The following is a 15477-nucleotide window of genomic DNA, read 5'->3' as shown; positions in this document are numbered from 1 at the left end:
GCACGGTCTCCGTGACCCGTCTGGGCTGATTTTGGGGCGCTGTCTCTGCGGCATAAATTCCCGTTCCTGGAAATTTTGACGGACGAAATGAGACGCGGTTATCGGCTGGCAGAACCGGGAGCATCTGCCGGTGCCAAGCCGAGGCGCCTCATCTGCTGTGACCATTCAGCTGGCGCATCGCGAAGCGCAGCAACACCGATTCCGCGCGGGAAACGTCCTTCAACGGCTGCTGTGACCAGGGTCGGTGCAAGGAAGGCGAGCGAGATGGTCATATTAATATGTCGGATGCTGCAATGTTGCCGTGCGGCAAGGCTTTCGATCGTGTCTCGGCCCTCGACGATCTCCTGAAGCCAGAGACGGCCGCGGCCAATCGATCGGATGAGAGCCGACCGGCGTTCGGCCTTCATGGGCCGGGCGCGATGCTCAGGCGTGTTCGCCGGCAGCAAGATTTCCCGGGCGGGCCTCGATGGCTTTTTCCAGGGCACGACGACGATGCGCGAGGTGACAGCGTGAGATTCAGCCGGATCCGGATCGTGGTGGCTCTGAATTCTTTGAAGATCGTTTTCGCCAGACCTTAGATGAAGGGCCAACTGGCTCTTACGAACCTCAATCCGGGTGACAAACCGCTCAAGGGTGTCTCGAGACAACGTTTCGTTCGAAGGCGGTTCATCTATCTCCGTATTGGCGATGACCGCCTTGGAGATCGTGGCTTCGAGCTCTGAGGCAGGCACACGGGTGACAGTGCCAACCGGCTCATCTGTTTGACCCCGGATGCAAGGCGCAGAGACGTAGTAGCGATGTCGAACGCGGTCCCGACTGGAGTAGGTCAAGATCATCCGATGGCCTGCGTCATCAAACAGTAGCCCTGCAAGGAGCGCGCGGGTTCGGATGCGTGTCGTCGTGCGATGTGACCACTGTTCGGTCAGCCTTTGCTGAACGGCCTCAAATAGTGTGCGGTCGAGCAAGGCCGGCTGAGGCCCAGGCAGAATCTCTCCCTTAAACTTGACCTCGCCGAGATAGAAGCGGTTCCGCAGCATGTAAAACAACGGTCCCTGTGTGAACGGCACACCTCCTCGCGTTCCGCCTGACGCCAGCTGCCGGACCTTGGACTTAAAGCCTCGTTCTTTGAGGTCCTTGACCAGGCGGTTGACGCTGCCGAGTTCCAGATAGCGCTGAAAGATCAGACGAACGGTACTGGCCTCTTCCTCCTGAATGTGAAGCTGACCCTCCTTGAGGATATAGCCTAGCGGAACCATGCCACCGACCCATAGCCCCTTGCGTTTAGAGGCTGCGATCTTGTCGCGGATACGCTCCGAGGTGACCTCCCGCTCAAATTGCGCAAAGGACAAAAGGACGTTCAGCGTCAATCGTCCCATTGATGTGGTGGTATTGAACTGCTGGGTCACCGAGACAAACGACACACCATGGGCATCGAATAGTTCGACCAGCTTTGCGAAGTCAGCCAGAGATCGGGTCAACCGGTCCACCTTATAAACGACGATGATGTGGATCCGGCGGGCCGCGACATCCGCCAGCAATCGCTGTAGGGCAGGGCGATCGGTCGATCCGCCAGAGAAGCCGCCATCATCATATCGCGCCTTGACCAGCGACCAGCCTGCATGCACCTGACTTCGGATATAAGCTTGGGACGCATCATACTGGGCATCCAGCGAGTTGAACTCCTGGTCAAGGCCGGAGTCGGTGGACACCCGTGTATAGATCGCGCACCGGACGACTCGGTTGTCGGCCGGCTTCATGTTCGCACCCCCGTGCCGTTTCCGGCACGGAGACCAAAGAAGCGGGGCCCATTCCAGTTCGTGCCGGTGATGGCGAATGCAATCTTGGACAGGCTGTCGAAGGTCTTTCCCTCGAAAGCGAAGCCGCCGTCAACGACTATCACCCGATAATGTTGCCCGTTCCATTCTCGCGTTAGCACAGTGCCGAGCACCATCGCTTGCTTGCGCTGATCCTGGGCCGCTACGAGCGGCAAAACCTCATTCAAAGACTGCACGGTAGCCGCACGCTTCAGAAGTTGAACCGTCGCAGCATCGAGACCCCCAAGTGCATCGGCCTGGGTGCGATAGGCGAGGATGCCGAACAGCAGATATTTAGACAGGTGCTCCGGGGCTGGCCTCCCCATCACACTCTGCCAGCGGCACTGTAGGCCGATCAGATCGAGACTGCGAAGATGTGCAATCTCATCTTCCATTGACAGGCTCTTCAGCCTTCGACCGATAGGCTTTCGCGATACTAAACTGCGAGCCATGGCATCAGGCCGCGGCCTTGCCAAGCTTCGATCCGGTCGACGCGGCAGATGCGGCGTTTCCGATGACTTTGTAGATCCGACCAGCTTCAGCAGCCTCCGATATCAACGTCAGCTTGAGCTTCTTCCGGATGACGCCCGCGAAGAAACCGCGCACCGAATGCGGCTGCCAACCCGTCGTCTTGACGATGGCTTCGATCGTGCAGCCATCTGGCGCTTGCAGCAAAGCGAGCACCCGAGCCTGCTTAGAATTAGCGCGAGCGCCTGATGCTTTCGCTGGCAAGGCAGATGAATCTGCCGTCAGCAAGACCTTCGAAACCGCTAGCCTTTTTCTCTTCATGCTAACGTATCTGGCTTTAACGAGCTCGGTCGTAGCTGATTTTGAAGCAGGTCTGGTCGCCGGAGGCCGCTTTGCTTTGGCTTTGGTCATCAGGATCTCCGTGGTTGCGGGGCACCCATCGCGCCCACCGCCGCAGCCCCGCAGTGGCCAAAGGCCGGCGGGGCAGGATCCTGCGAACCTGTTAGCTCACAGCCACACTAACGCTCCGTTGCCGCAGCAAAGCCAGTCCTTTCTGAGCAATCTTGTTGCTCGTTACTCGGATCGGTGCTCGGCGAGCATCAGACTACGAATCTCGGGGTCAGGAGTTTGAATCTCTTCGGGAGCTACAACATCAACGACTTACGCCAGATCGAGAGATCAATCTGCCCACAAAATCGGTTTGGGCAGAGCATGGGCAGATAGGGGCCTGTAGCGGCTTGGAAGTCGCCCGTGAGCAGAAGGCGCAAACCGTGCAGGACCAGATCGATGTCAACAAGCTGACTCGTCCTGCCTCAGGGCGAGATTCATGCCGACGCTCAAAAGAAAAAGGGGCTGGAAGGCATGCCAATATGGTCTTGGCGTTGGCAAGGACCAGAAACAGAATAAATCACGCGGCTATCGTTTAGGGAGGGATGAGCAATGAAAGAAGATGCACATATTGATCACGGCACGGTTCTGGTCTGCCCCCTGAAAAGTGGTCCTCCCTGAATTAGGCTATTAGCCGTTAGAGAGGACATTGGAATGCCCCAGAAGAAGCACAAGGCGGAAGAGATCGTCGCGAAGCTGCGCCAGGTCGATGTTTTGCTTTCACAAGGCAGATCGGTTGGCGAAGCGGTTCGTTCGATCGGCGTGACGCAGTTCACGTATTACCGGTGGCGCAAGGAGTTTGGTGGCCTGAAGGGCGATCAGGTAAAGCGCTTGAAAGAGCTTGAGAAAGAGAACGACCGGCTGCGCAAGGCAGTGTCGGACCTGACGCTCGAGAAGCTGATCCTGAAAGAGGCTGCCTCGGGAAACTTCTGAGCCCTTCCCGCCGTCGCCGCTGCGTCGACCATGTCATGGTGAAGTTCTCCGTCTCGGAGCGCTTTGCCTGCAAGGTTCTGGGCCAGCATCGCTCGACCCAGCGCAAGAAGCCGCAAAGCCGACCGGATGAAGAGGCATTGACGACCGACATCATCAGTCTGGCCTTACGCTACGGCCGCTATGGCTATCGCAGGATCACGGCGATGCTGCGGTCCGAGGGTTGGACGGTGAATGCCAAGCGTGTCGAGCGTATCTGGCGGCGGGAGGGGCTGAAGGTTCCTCAGAAACAACCGAAGAGAGGCAGACTCTGGCTGAATGACGGATCGTGCGTCCGGCTTCGGCCCGAGCATCCAAACCATGTTTGGTCCTATGACTTCGTCGAGGGCCGGACCCACAATGGCAGGAAGTTCCGCATGCTCAACATCATCGACGAGTTCACCAGAGAATGTCTGGCGATCCGGATTGATCGCAAGCTCAACTCGACCGACGTCATCGACGTCTTGTCGGACCTGTTCATCCTACGCGGCGTGCCCGGCCACGTTCGTTCTGATAACGGGCCGGAGTTCATCGCCAAGGCAGTGCGAGAGTGGATTGCAGCTGTCGGCGCCAAGACCGCGTTCATCGAGCCCGGAAGCCCTTGGGAGAACGGCTACTGCGAGAGCTTCAACTCGAAGCTTCGCGACGAACTGCTCAACGGTGAGATCTTCTACAGCCTCGCCGAGGCCAAGGTCATCATCGAGGCATGGCGGCGCTACTACAACACCGAGCGACCACACTCATCGCTCGGATATAAACCGCCGGCGCCAGAGGCCATCGCCTGGCCTTCAAAGCCAGCCGGATCGCTTCCGCCAGCAGCGCAAGCAATGGCCGAAAAGCCGATTATGCATTAAGACTGAAACCGGACCACCTCATAGGGGCAGGCCAATATGGTCGAAACCGACGGCCACGCAATCGCAACTCGGTTCTATCCGCTCGGGCGCGACTGATGGAGGATGCCTTGATGAGTTCGCACAAGGATCAACTGCCGCGCGTTTTCCAGCCCAATCCCGGCCGACTGTTCGATCGGGTTAAGCGCTCGAAAGAGCTTGAGAAAGAGAACGGCCGGCTGCGCAAGGCAGTGTCGGACCTGACGCTCGAGAAGCTGATCCTGAAAGAGGCTGCGGACAAGCATGTTCATGACAGTAGATTGGGCGTCAGGTTCCTTAACGTCGTCGTTGCGCCCGATCCCATGCCAACGCCGACAACATGAATCGCTCCATCTGCAATTAATTCGGAACGATCATAATTCCATGAGATTTCACCTACTGTGGTGCGGCGGTTCGCGCTCTAAGCCACGGTCAGCTCGGTGGTACGGGCCAACCGCGACTGACTGGGTTATTTCCTACAGATCAGGAAAGGTCGGCGGGAGTCGCCCGCCGACCGCAAATTATCGAAAGCCGCCCACTGAGGCGTCTACTCGCATGAAGGTCGCTTTAAAGAAGAGGGTGAAAGCGGGCTGACGATCTGAGGCCGATCCGAGCCGAAGGCCACAATCTTCCGGTTGCCTTCCCAAAGTTCCAGCTCTGAGCCGTCAGTAAACTCTCTGGCTGCCTTCATCGCGTCGATATCGTTAGCCGCGAGGATAGGTTCGGCCTTCCGAAAGTGGCCGTCCAGTCCCAGGAAATAAAGTCGATAATCCGGCATGTACCGCTCCCTTGAATCAGGCGGGAGCGCAACACTCTCAGTCACCGATGAATGCCAGGGGCCGGGCGGTGATAACTCATTTTGCGCCTATCGAAGCGGCATAAGCGACTCAATTTGTGCTGCGGTGCCGGTATAGTGAAGAGCAGGTGCGGCTTCGGTCTGGCATCTGCGCCCCGCTCTCTCGAGGACGGGGCGCAGAAGAACATTCATGAACCGGGTATCAGTAGCGTTCGCGGTGATCGGCCACGCCGACGCGGTGGCGGAACACCATTTCGCCGCCCTTCCAGCCGGCAAACATCAGCACAAGGACGACTATCCCCGAGAGGACCATGCCGGTCGGCACTACGGCGGAGCTGCCGTGCTCGAATCTCGAGTACCAGTTATAAAGCGCGATCAGCAGCGCAATGCCGTTGCTCACCGCGTGCACTCGCGTGTCCGACAGGTCACGGACCCGGTTGTCGCCGAACACTTCGACAAGGCCCGTCGCGGCGGCGACCGCGGCCGTGATGAGGCCGACGCTGAGGAGCCAGAACGAGGCCATTGCCCAGAACTGGTTCGACGTTGCGTAGAAGGCGATATCGGAAGCGAAGGCCAGAACGAAGCATGCGATGGGGAACGCGATCACCATCGGGTGGATGGGGTGCCCGGCTACTTGCGCCGTAGAACGTGGATTTCTCATTAGGAAAGCTCCTTATCTAATGCAGCCAACAGTCCGCGCGTGCGCCCGTTCCTCATGAAACGCAGAAACCCCCGCAAGTGGGGGGTTCTTTCGTTATAGAGCCATTTAGAGGCCAATGCGGGCTTCTAGGACATGCTTTCAAACCGCTGGATAACGAACGCGTAGAAGGCGCCGGCGATGAGGAGCACGTTGGCGACCGTCTCCCAATAGCCGACGGCGACCAGCGCGCAGTACAGGCCGGCCGCAGCGAGACTGATGGCGAGCAGGACCAGAAGCGTCTCAAGCTCATTTGTCGTCTTCCGATCGCCGGCGTGCCGGACAGGTTGGTGGTGAATGAGGTGATTGCCGCCGCGAGCGCGGTGATCGAGTAGAACGCCACGCCGACTAGGCTATCAAGTCATGCCGAATTGCACGGCGCACAGACTCGTGTACCCGTTGCCCGCACTCAAAGTTGGACGGGCGGCGAACCCTCCGGCTCCTCCTGATGTTATCACGCGTCCGTGCGCGGCCGCATAGGAACGGCCGCGGCCCGGCGGCTGTTGTTTCCAAACATGCAGGGATCGCAGCCATGGCATTCCCGGATAACAACGACCCTTTCAGGAAGATGAGCAATACACGGCGCTTCAGCCGCACCACCGTCTGGGCTATCGCGGGCGCAGTCGTCCTAGTGCTGTTCGGTATCCTTTTCATCGTGCCCGGGCGCAACACGCGCGATAAGTCCGCCGAGAGTCCGCCGGCTCCTATCGCACCGCACTCTCAGCCGCAGAGATGAGCTCGGGCGACGCGCCGCGAATGGCCTTTTGAACTTTGCCTCTGCCCGTGCATTCGCCCGGCAGGCAAACGAAGGAGAGTCGACAAGGTAGGCCGCTTCCCACAATTGGCGCGAGGTAGACCCCTCTATCTTCGGCACCCTCCTCGAACAGGCCCTAGACCCAATCGAACGGCGGCGTCTTGGTGCCCACTACACGCCGCGTCCTACCAAACATACCGATCAAAGGTGTAGGGCGATTATGGGCAGATATGACGAACGGAGAATTGCTGGATGGAAGCCCTAGCCGAACAGTTGATTGCGACATACCTGACGCGCGGTGGAAAGGTGTTCATCGCTCCTCAGTATTCCGTTCCTGGGGACGAGGAACATTCGGAGTGGTCTTGTCCTGATTTCGTCGCCCTCAGTTTCGAGAAGCCTGGAGTGCCTGAAGTCATAATCGTTGAGGTAACGACGGCCGCTGACCCATCAAACCTAATCCGCAAATTGAAACAACGAGAGAATCAGTGGCATGATCGAATTCGGGCGAAACTTATAGCCGATGGCATTATTAGCGACCGATGGAGCTTTCGCTTTCTGAGCTTTGTCCGCAGACATAACCTTGAAGAATGCCAGAGGAGCTTTAGCCCCGCCGATAATGTGTTCTTCGCGGCCCTCGAAGATGCAAACTTTTCATGGGAGTATTGGGACAAACGCCTGACTCAATTGCCTTGGGCACATCCCTGACACCAAACCGATCAGCGGAAACCAGAAATTGTAAAAGCTGTGGAACGGCTGGGAGAAGGGAAGTAACCGCTTCGACTGCCTAGGCGAAATCTTCCTTGGGAGTTTTCAAGGATCATGCCTGATAGCCGTGGGGGGATGAGATCCCTATATCACCGAAGTGTGTACGGGCCGCATTCGTCATGTCTACGTTCTGAAGCGCGCAGGTCGTCAGGGTGTCGCCACCACCCTCATGCGTTATCTTCTGAACTACGTGCGCCGTTCTTTTCGCTCCGTTCGGCTTTTCACAGATACGAAAGGCGGCGCGATGTCCTATGAAGCTTTGGGCTTCAATCCGTCCTTATCAGCTACCGCTCCGCATGAGATCGCGGTGTAACAAACGAGGGATGTAGCACGGCGCGCAAGGCGAATCTATTCAGCATTGATTCTCAGCGATCACGTCGCGAAGAATTTCGGTTCAGTCAGTGTTCGCTTTCAGCTTTGCGACGATATCACTCATCTTCGCCGCAGCGACACCCAAAACGTCAAGCGCTCCGAACAGGGGCATACGCTAGGACGCGCTCTACCGACCAAGCTTGATCCAGGTCGGCGCGTGATCGCTGGCGTTGTATTCGCCTCTAACATCGCCATCCACGCCGTCTACCGAAATGACAGCGCAGTCAATTAGCCAAACCGGCGCAAGTTGACTGTCCAAAGTAGATCGCGCGCCCTAGGAACGTTTCCCTCGTCAGTCCCTTCTCTCAGTAACCTAGGAGAAGTACATGACAACCAAAGAAACGATCGATCACCTGATCAGCGATAGAGAGTCTGGCAAAGCTGTCTATGGGGCAGGGAACAAGAGAATTGGTTCAGTTGAAAGCGTCATGATTGACAAGACCAGTGGGGAAATAGCCTACGCCGTGCTCAGTTTCGGTGGTTTCCTCGGGATGGGCAAAGAGCATTACCCGGTGCCCTGGAGGGCGCTGCGATATAACTCCGACCTTGGCGAATACAGTTCCGACATCAGCGGGAGTCGGCTGAAAGGTGGCCCGAAGCACGGTACGGAGTCCGTCTTTGACTGGAACGCTCGATACGCAAAGCTCGATGGCTACCATAACGAGGTAGTGATCCGTCCAGGTTGAGGTCGCGAGACGCGGCCTTGGCTGCGCGAGAACGCTGGCCCACGACCCGGATAACGGGATGACAAAACGACACTCATGAACCAGAAGCGCGTCACGAGATGGAGCCTACTGACGACCAGCGAGACGGTGGATACAGCGGCGGCACCTGATAGAGCCGCGCCGCCGCTTTCCCTACGTAGAAGGCCGCCCAATGGGCGGCTTTTTCTTATAGAAACGCTGCCCGAGCGGATTGAAGGTCTAATCATCTTCGCAACGAGGATTGTCGAGTAGGCCCGGCCAAACCGAATCATGAGACCTTCTTTTCTTTCTGGGTTTCGGTTGTGCGGCTCTAGTTATGATGGGTGAGGCTGCCCATATAGTTATTATTGCCAGTACGCTTCCAACCGGCTCTGGCAACAGAGAGACGCTTCTGTGCTCCCGCCCCACAAAGGGAGCCAGCTATGTACGCCATGGTCTATCCGATTCTTCAAAGAGGATCGGAGCGCAGATGGGCAAATCGCGTCGCTCGTGAGATACCCATCCGAAGATCGCGCCCCGAAGGGACTGATACCTGCGCTTGTGGGAATGCTGTAACAGCACCCGTGAGCTCGCAATATTCGCCCCATGTCGTCACCAACGAATGGCACTGCACTAAGTGCAATACCCGGTGGACGACGGAAGCTCCGGCTAACGCATCGCGCCCCCTGATTCGGCCATCTCGCCGCGAAATCGCATAACGAGTGACGCTTGCGGCGTTCTGAGCGCTCGACCTCGCTTCGCCGCCCGGACCTCCGCATTTATAGGTGATTGATAGCGGTGCGATCCCGCCTTCGGCAAACAAAAGGACTCACGCCATGCAGACTCGATCTCGCTTTCTACCGAATCCAAAATCGCTCTATCAGCGCCTGAATGACGAAGCTCAGCGTCTGCGTAAAGAGGCGAGGGGTACTCATCCAGGCGTTGAAAGAGAGCGGCTGATCCGAGAGGCACGACAGGCTGAAATGGCGTCCGACATGGACAAGTGGCTGTCGTCCCCAGCCCTTCAGGCACCGAGATAATGGGCAAATATCATGCCTACGTTTTGGCAAGCACGAAACGCCTAGGTCGTTTTCGTGAACGTCTGACGGCCAAATCTGATTGGGCAGTTACAGCAGCGCTGAACCTGCTTTGGGAAAAGTCAAACGATCGAAGCCTTCTCGATATTCAAGAGCAAAATGACCAACGAGCCAAAATACAGAGAGGCCGCCTCAGTGGGCGGCCTCTCTGATGGAAATCCCGCCGAAGCGGGGCTGTTCGCCATTACCGTTTGGGTTTTGCGGCTGTTTATGAGGTTCTCTCATGTCAATTGATCAGGCCAGAAAGTCGCTTCTCTCTCGTTCACTTGTCCAAATCACCGCCCAACAGCAGAAGATTTTTCTGGAAATGGCTACGATGCAGGAGAAGAGGCGCGAACTTGATGTGATGGAGAGTGGGTCCGCGCAGACAATCGCGGAAGATGATCTCCAGTCGTCTTTGGTGCCGGATCGCCCTAGTCACCAAGCGTCCGATTAGGCTTCCTACAATATGAAGAAGCCTCCCTCTCCTTGAGGCCCGTGAAAGCGGGAAGCATTCTCTAATAACGCACAACGCCGCGCGGCGCGCTTGATCGCCGGCGACGCTACTTCATCTATCCTCAGTTCAAGATTCATTGGTAGAAGCCTCAAGTTCACCGCTCGAACTCCTTCATGGTGTACTCGACGAGACGGTTTATGTGGGGGATATCAGTGTGATCGCCGATCACATCGAGTCCGTTTTCTTCGTTGTCGTACATTAGAGTGATGATGCCAACGCGCTGTTCTTCGACGTTAAGCGTGAGCGTGTCCATATCGGCATGAAACATCGCTTTGATGATCTCTGCGCTATTGCGTGATCGGTTGACGATCGTCTTCTCCCCACTGTTGATGGAGATTTGAAAGCCGTCGTTGACGGCGTTGTGAACGAGCGCGTTGGCGACTTGTTCGTGCAGTGATGTCTTACTCATAGAAACTCTCTTTTCGTCGTCGATGGACGGATCAATCTCAGCGCTCGGGGCGGCGCGACCGGAAGTGTCTTACGTCCGTTTGTTTTCGCGGTGGCGTGAACGCGGCACTTTGATGCAATCATGGATCATGATTGCGTTACTATCTGCTAAGGATGAGTGAAGTTTGTATCACCTTCATGATGCGGGATTATGTGATCGCCAGAACAGAAGCGTGAGCGTTGCTTACCGATGTCCGTAGAAATCGGACAAGCGATGCGTGAGCCATGTTTACGCTCGAAGCACCGACATAACTTGCTCAGATCGATCTCCAATCGTCGCATTGATCATTTATCAACGCAAATGGCGGAGCCACAAAGCCAAGGAATCATCGGCGATACGGGCAAGTCTCGAAAGCAAAATCGTACCTGAATTGACATGACAACTTGCCGGAAAAAGAAACCCGGGCACGCGTCGGGCTTCCCTTTCACCAAACAATGACAGGATATTTCTGCTTTGGAGCCTCTGGCAAAGGTTTGGTATCGCGCGTGTTGTCCTGAGCGACCGGCTTGGCCTCACCCGGATGTTCAGTGGGAGTGATCGGTGTATTGGACATGGTGTTTCCTTTTCGGGAACGAACCTAAAATAATTTTCTGGGCGCTCGTTGGAAGTGGGGCCTATACCGCTGATCACAATGGGCGCATGCGACAACAAGGAAATATAGTTCGAAAGCAAAACTGCTTTGCCCCGCGATCACAAAGGCATTGAGACAAGAGTCTTTGCAGCTGAACGACAGCCGCCAGGCAAGTGTCACGCTGGGGAGCCGACGATCCGGCCGGATGCGCGTTGTCTACGATGGCCCAAGATCAAGCTTATTCGCGAAAAGGCAGATAGCTGCCCGCGTCTTGCTGAAAGGGCGGGCAACAAAGCTGATAGCAAATTGACGAAGACTAGGCATCAGTCCGACATATGATGACATCATCCAAGCGACGGTCATTGCTACTTAGTCATCAGTTCGGTCACCTGGATATCATCCGGCGGAACGCAACCGAATTTTACAGCCTCGAGCAACGTCTCCCGTTCCGAGGACGTTGCAACGGTTTGGGCAGCCAGCTTGCCTCCGGTTCGAGAGTTTAAAGTGGAACAACGGCAGGGCTGCCCCAAAAAACGCAGTTACCGATACAAACAGGGCCTCATCGCGCGGCTGATAATGTTCAATTATGTTGCCAGCCAGCGCGGACTTACACGAGGGCGCTTCGGCACGGATTTCCACGATGCGCTGACAGCGTAAGCAACTGACGCGCAGAACGTGGCGTGGGATCTCAGATCATAAGGCGGATGTGGAGCGTATTTACGCCCGCAGGCCATTTGGAAAGACTTCGGTAGTCGCACCGGAGATCCGTCCGTCGGTGAATTCTCCGACGCGGTGGTGTTGAAAGCGTTCGGCGAAGCGCTAGCGATCTATCAGCCCTTTTAACTCGGAGCTCGCTCACCAAGCGTGGGCCATTTCTCACGGCTGTCGCAGACTTGTTACCAAGTCACCCATTCGTCGCCCCTCCAATTACCTCGCCCCTCATGTTCGCGGAAGACGACATGCGGGTCGGCGCGCCAACTATCGTCGTGAATGACGACCCTCGCGTCCGGCGGGTAGCTGTACTGATCCGGTATGTGCCAGCACACGTTTTCGGAGCAAACGATCCCCGCCGAAGCGGTCAAGAACGTAAGGACTACAGCGCCGGTTCCGGCAGTTAATGCCAGGATAGTTTTGCGCAAAGAAGTCATTGAACACCCTTCAGCTGATAAATGCACTGCGCCGAGCCTTCGAGAGAGTTTGCGGTTAGCGAGCTTCGAATCTGGACTTGCTAGGCTGCGTAACACTTACGGGATCTGACGCCGGAAAGGAGTCGATCACCCTTCTTCCAGCTGTTGATCGATACGTCGGATACTTGCTATATCGATATCCCTTACGCTCATGGCCAAATCGTCGTTTACGCGTTTGATCTGCCAGTGAACGTGCTCGATGATATCACCGAATTCAGCGTCGATATCGCTAGCTGATATGCCCTCCGTTTGAGCCATCTCAACGCACTTGCGAGCAAGCGCCTTAGTGAGCCTGGTGTCCCCTTTCGCCTAATAGCCCTCGGCGCGGATGTGAGACTGAATCCAAAGGTCTACGAATGTACGAACCTTATCGCCCAAAAGCGTCCTCCATCCGTTATTAGGCGATCAAGCGTACAGCGAACCGCTATCGCATCTAATGGTAACCCCTGAGATTTATCTCAAGGATTCCGGCCTCGGGTGATCGAAAACAATAGAACCGCAGCGCGCTGCCATCTGAGGTCGATCGGAACACCACTTGGTCATCACCATTCCACTGGCTCAGCTCCGCCACCAAATCATGGACCGTTAACAGCCTCTCGATATCTGGCGCGTTCCTGACTGGGGGCACACCGCCTGGGCGAACTTCATTATCGGGATTCATGATCAAACAACTCCGGTAAATTCTCAGCCGTTTAGGACCGTCCGGTTAGCCGGACAAGCCATCGCCTAGCTCGACTACAGCGTCTATTCGCAAGGCTTCTTTCAGATCATCTGGATCAATATCGAACGCCTCGGTCGTTAAACGCGCTCTGCGCGAATCGGTCGCTCTGAAGGACGTCGCTATCCGGCGGAACGCGAGGAACGACAAACCTTGGATTTCCTCCTCGTCGGTTACAACCTCGTAGGTACCGGGCGGAAACGGCCGATCGATGCCTTCGATGCAGAAGCTATGTTTGAAAACGACGGAGTCTCTACGGGATCTGACGGTCATAAAACGCTCTCCGGTCACGTTGTCCCTCGAAGCTCCGACGGAGATAACCGCGCAGATCTCGATCACGACATTCGATCTAAAATTACCAACGCCAAATGACAGAGCCCAGAATGACGAGGCCAAGGAACAGAGGAATAACAATCGGCGGAACAAGCCAGTCCCGGACGCGGGATGGTGTCTGAAGCGACATAACAACCTCCCACACACACCCACATTGTCGTGAACTGTGGGGGTTGACTTCTGTAAGGACTAAATTTCTGGACGCTCTTTAGGAAAGTAGGGGTATGAGCGCGTGATCGCAATGGGAGTTGCGCGATAATAAGAAATTTCGTTCTTGCAAACCGCTTGCGGCGCGATCACAGGAAAGTCCTGCACGGCAATAGCCGCGCCCGCGTTCGATGCCTGGCGTCGGGGCCGCAACTATGATGTTTGTGGGCGAACTTGCTCGGTTAAAACGCCGGCCAAGTTCGCCTAATTGCTGCGGCGCCATGTTCCCATTGCGCCGCCCTCCCTCGCTTTCTCCACCATACGCTCCCGCTGTCCGCGACAGGCCGGTTACTTGCCGCTCCAGCCGCCGAGCCACCCAATCAATCGGCGCGAGCACGGGGGGTGTCGCCGGTCAGCTTTGCAGACACGCGCTGCATCTGGCGCGTTTCGGCGGAAATCGATAAGTATGGGTTATTCGCTGCAAATGAACGGCGGTGCTGGATGTGGGACTCGATACCAAAGTGGGTGCGCTACGGCGTCGGCGTGATCGTCACCATTTTTGTCGGGATCGCCATTTGGTACATGAGCCAATGAACGAAACGCCGAATTGGATTGCGTCCGGTAAGGAAGTTGAAGGTTCGACGGGCTGATCCCCTGTCGGTCGCGGTTGTTTTTGCTTACAATTGACCCAACAAAATAGGCAGCCGTGAAACCCTTAAAAGATAAGCAGGAAGAAACTCAGCCTGAGGAACTTCGGCCTCGGAACCCTCAACGCGCGGATATCATCCCGACCGCAGGTTTAGGCTAACTTTGCCGATGAGGAAGTCGCTAAGGCGGCTGGTGCTGAGCTACTGGTAAGATTTCCAATGCTTCGCGTAGAAGTTTACAACGCCGAAACTAGAGTCCGCACCAAAGTCGATGCGATGCGTTATCCAGTAAGTCGTCACGCTCATCCACTGGAGACCATACAATCCGGCTGGCGTCCGCAGGTGTGTTGTGGTCGCGTGGTGTGACGTCCGCCATTCGAGCGGTCAGCCGTAACCCGCGTGATGCAGAGCAATTTCCTCAAAATCGATCGCGTGCTCTTCGAACCCGCCGACAGGAAGGAGACGGATCGCGTTGGCGAACGAAAGCCCATCCAGCGATTATGAAGTTCAAGGCGTTGCAACCGTGTCAACGACAGGCAATCCTTCAGTTCCGTCTGCAATGCAATGTTTGTTCCATGCCATAGTTGCATCATCTGGCAGGTCGACGAGTTCACGCAACTCCAAAAAATCTTTGCGGCCAAAGCCATGCGCTCCGTAGCTCGCGCCTCCGCTAGCCGTCGATTCAATTCGACCACGGCGGCACCAACGCAATCAAGAGCCAGGCGCGCTTTCGTTGCATCATCGTCGGCGGCAAGGATGTCAGCATCACTGCCCATAAATAGGAACGGATGGGTTCAGCCGACGGGTTACGATTGGGACTCATTCTTGGGTCGGACGGTTCGGGAAATCTCTCCTTCTCATCAATCCCGAGAATGCCGAGGCCCTGGCCGCGCCTCCGAGGCGCCAGCAGAAAGAAAGATGGGTGATATGATGCTGTGGATCACTCTAGGCGCCGTTTATCTCGCCATCGGCGCGGTCATAGGACTAGTTTTGGAAGATAGATATTCTCGCAGATCATCCGCAGGCCCACGATCGCTTAAAGACTATGTGCGTTCCGCGTGTACCTACGCGTTTATCTGGCCGATATTATTTTTCTACGGCAAACGGCGATGACCACGGTTTGCACCTAATGAGGACGGCGCGCGCAAACCCTCTTGAAAGACTTACGTCTTAGAGAAACGGACTCGCAGCCGTGTTTAGAGACCGGCTAGGCAGAATTTTTCAAAGTTTTATCCCGACGAGCGCGCGCAGCGCCGCAA

Annotated in this window: 17 protein-coding genes; 9 read left to right on the top strand and 8 right to left on the bottom strand. The window is 56.3% G+C overall.

The features are described 5' to 3' along the window. Positions 1-98: 98 nt before the first annotated feature. The 3 genes from ACZ5IL_RS19510 to ACZ5IL_RS19500 all read right to left on the bottom strand — a co-directional run bounded on the left by ACZ5IL_RS19510 (position 99) and on the right by ACZ5IL_RS19500 (position 2498). Positions 99-1757, bottom strand: a complete 1659-nt coding sequence (locus ACZ5IL_RS19510; RefSeq protein WP_464594073.1) for a recombinase family protein — start codon at positions 1755-1757, stop codon at positions 99-101. Then, complete coding sequence (locus ACZ5IL_RS19505) at positions 1754-2209, bottom strand: DUF2924 domain-containing protein (RefSeq protein ID WP_464594071.1); 456 nt, start codon at positions 2207-2209, stop codon at positions 1754-1756. The genes ACZ5IL_RS19510 and ACZ5IL_RS19505 overlap by 4 nt, the downstream gene beginning before the upstream one ends. Before the next feature lie 61 nt (positions 2210-2270). Continuing rightward, positions 2271-2498, bottom strand: a complete 228-nt coding sequence (locus ACZ5IL_RS19500) for a DUF3489 domain-containing protein (RefSeq protein ID WP_464594069.1) — start codon at positions 2496-2498, stop codon at positions 2271-2273. Between the two features lie 825 nt (positions 2499-3323). Here ACZ5IL_RS19500 and ACZ5IL_RS19495 point away from each other — a divergent pair. Both ACZ5IL_RS19495 and ACZ5IL_RS19490 read left to right on the top strand, forming a co-directional pair. Continuing rightward, positions 3324-4492, top strand: a protein-coding gene (locus tag ACZ5IL_RS19495; RefSeq protein ID WP_464593814.1) for an IS3 family transposase whose coding sequence is annotated in 2 segments (ribosomal slippage) — positions 3324-3588 and positions 3588-4492 — 1170 coding nt in all. Because the reading frame shifts where the segments join, the coding sequence is not laid out codon by codon here. Positions 4493-4602: 110 nt separating this feature from the next. After that, positions 4603-4851 (top strand): hypothetical protein, encoded by a 249-nt coding sequence (locus ACZ5IL_RS19490; RefSeq protein ID WP_464596985.1) that lies wholly within the window; start codon positions 4603-4605, stop codon positions 4849-4851. A 203-nt stretch (positions 4852-5054) separates the two neighbouring features. Here the strand turns inward: ACZ5IL_RS19490 and ACZ5IL_RS19485 are convergent, their stop codons facing one another. Beyond that, the gene (locus tag ACZ5IL_RS19485) at positions 5055-5285 is read right to left on the bottom strand and encodes a hypothetical protein (protein ID WP_464594067.1); all 231 of its coding nucleotides are present in this window, start codon (positions 5283-5285) and stop codon (positions 5055-5057) included. Between the two features lie 220 nt (positions 5286-5505). Further along, the gene (locus ACZ5IL_RS19480) at positions 5506-5913 is read right to left on the bottom strand and encodes a DUF2231 domain-containing protein (protein WP_464594065.1); all 408 of its coding nucleotides are present in this window, start codon (positions 5911-5913) and stop codon (positions 5506-5508) included. Positions 5914-6041: 128 nt separating this feature from the next. On the opposite strand from ACZ5IL_RS19480, the gene ACZ5IL_RS19475 reads away from it, so the two are divergent. From ACZ5IL_RS19475 to ACZ5IL_RS19445, 7 genes are all read left to right on the top strand, one after another. After that, entirely contained in the window at positions 6042-6335 is a 294-nt protein-coding gene (locus ACZ5IL_RS19475; protein ID WP_464594063.1) for a hypothetical protein, read from the top strand. Between the two features lie 197 nt (positions 6336-6532). After that, positions 6533-6736, top strand: a complete 204-nt coding sequence (locus ACZ5IL_RS19470; protein ID WP_079445962.1) for a hypothetical protein — start codon at positions 6533-6535, stop codon at positions 6734-6736. 270 nt (positions 6737-7006) lie between these two features. After that, positions 7007-7459: a hypothetical protein gene (locus ACZ5IL_RS19465; protein ID WP_464594061.1), complete on the top strand. Its 453-nt coding sequence runs from the start codon at positions 7007-7009 to the stop codon at positions 7457-7459. Between the two features lie 157 nt (positions 7460-7616). Continuing rightward, positions 7617-7832: a GNAT family N-acetyltransferase gene (locus ACZ5IL_RS19460; protein WP_464594059.1), complete on the top strand. Its 216-nt coding sequence runs from the start codon at positions 7617-7619 to the stop codon at positions 7830-7832. Between the two features lie 385 nt (positions 7833-8217). Next, entirely contained in the window at positions 8218-8577 is a 360-nt protein-coding gene (locus ACZ5IL_RS19455) for a PRC-barrel domain-containing protein (RefSeq protein WP_464594057.1), read from the top strand. 833 nt (positions 8578-9410) lie between these two features. Next, entirely contained in the window at positions 9411-9614 is a 204-nt protein-coding gene (locus ACZ5IL_RS19450; protein ID WP_079445957.1) for a hypothetical protein, read from the top strand. Between the two features lie 280 nt (positions 9615-9894). Beyond that, the gene (locus ACZ5IL_RS19445) at positions 9895-10107 is read left to right on the top strand and encodes a hypothetical protein (RefSeq protein WP_309775062.1); all 213 of its coding nucleotides are present in this window, start codon (positions 9895-9897) and stop codon (positions 10105-10107) included. Positions 10108-10261: 154 nt separating this feature from the next. On the opposite strand, the gene ACZ5IL_RS19440 is transcribed toward ACZ5IL_RS19445, so the two are convergent. From ACZ5IL_RS19440 to ACZ5IL_RS19430, 3 genes are all read right to left on the bottom strand, one after another. Next, positions 10262-10576, bottom strand: coding sequence for a hypothetical protein (locus tag ACZ5IL_RS19440; protein ID WP_079445955.1), 315 nt, complete (start codon positions 10574-10576; stop codon positions 10262-10264). Positions 10577-11039: 463 nt separating this feature from the next. Further along, positions 11040-11168 (bottom strand): hypothetical protein, encoded by a 129-nt coding sequence (locus ACZ5IL_RS19435; protein ID WP_309775064.1) that lies wholly within the window; start codon positions 11166-11168, stop codon positions 11040-11042. A gap of 1911 nt (positions 11169-13079) precedes the next feature. Next, entirely contained in the window at positions 13080-13364 is a 285-nt protein-coding gene (locus ACZ5IL_RS19430; protein ID WP_464594053.1) for a hypothetical protein, read from the bottom strand. Between the last annotated feature and the right edge of the window lie 2113 nt (positions 13365-15477).

It is taken from the genome of Nitrobacter sp. CN101 (assembly GCF_055390255.1).
Note: the sequence above shows the minus strand (reverse complement) of the source record. Positions and strands in the feature narration are given on the sequence as shown.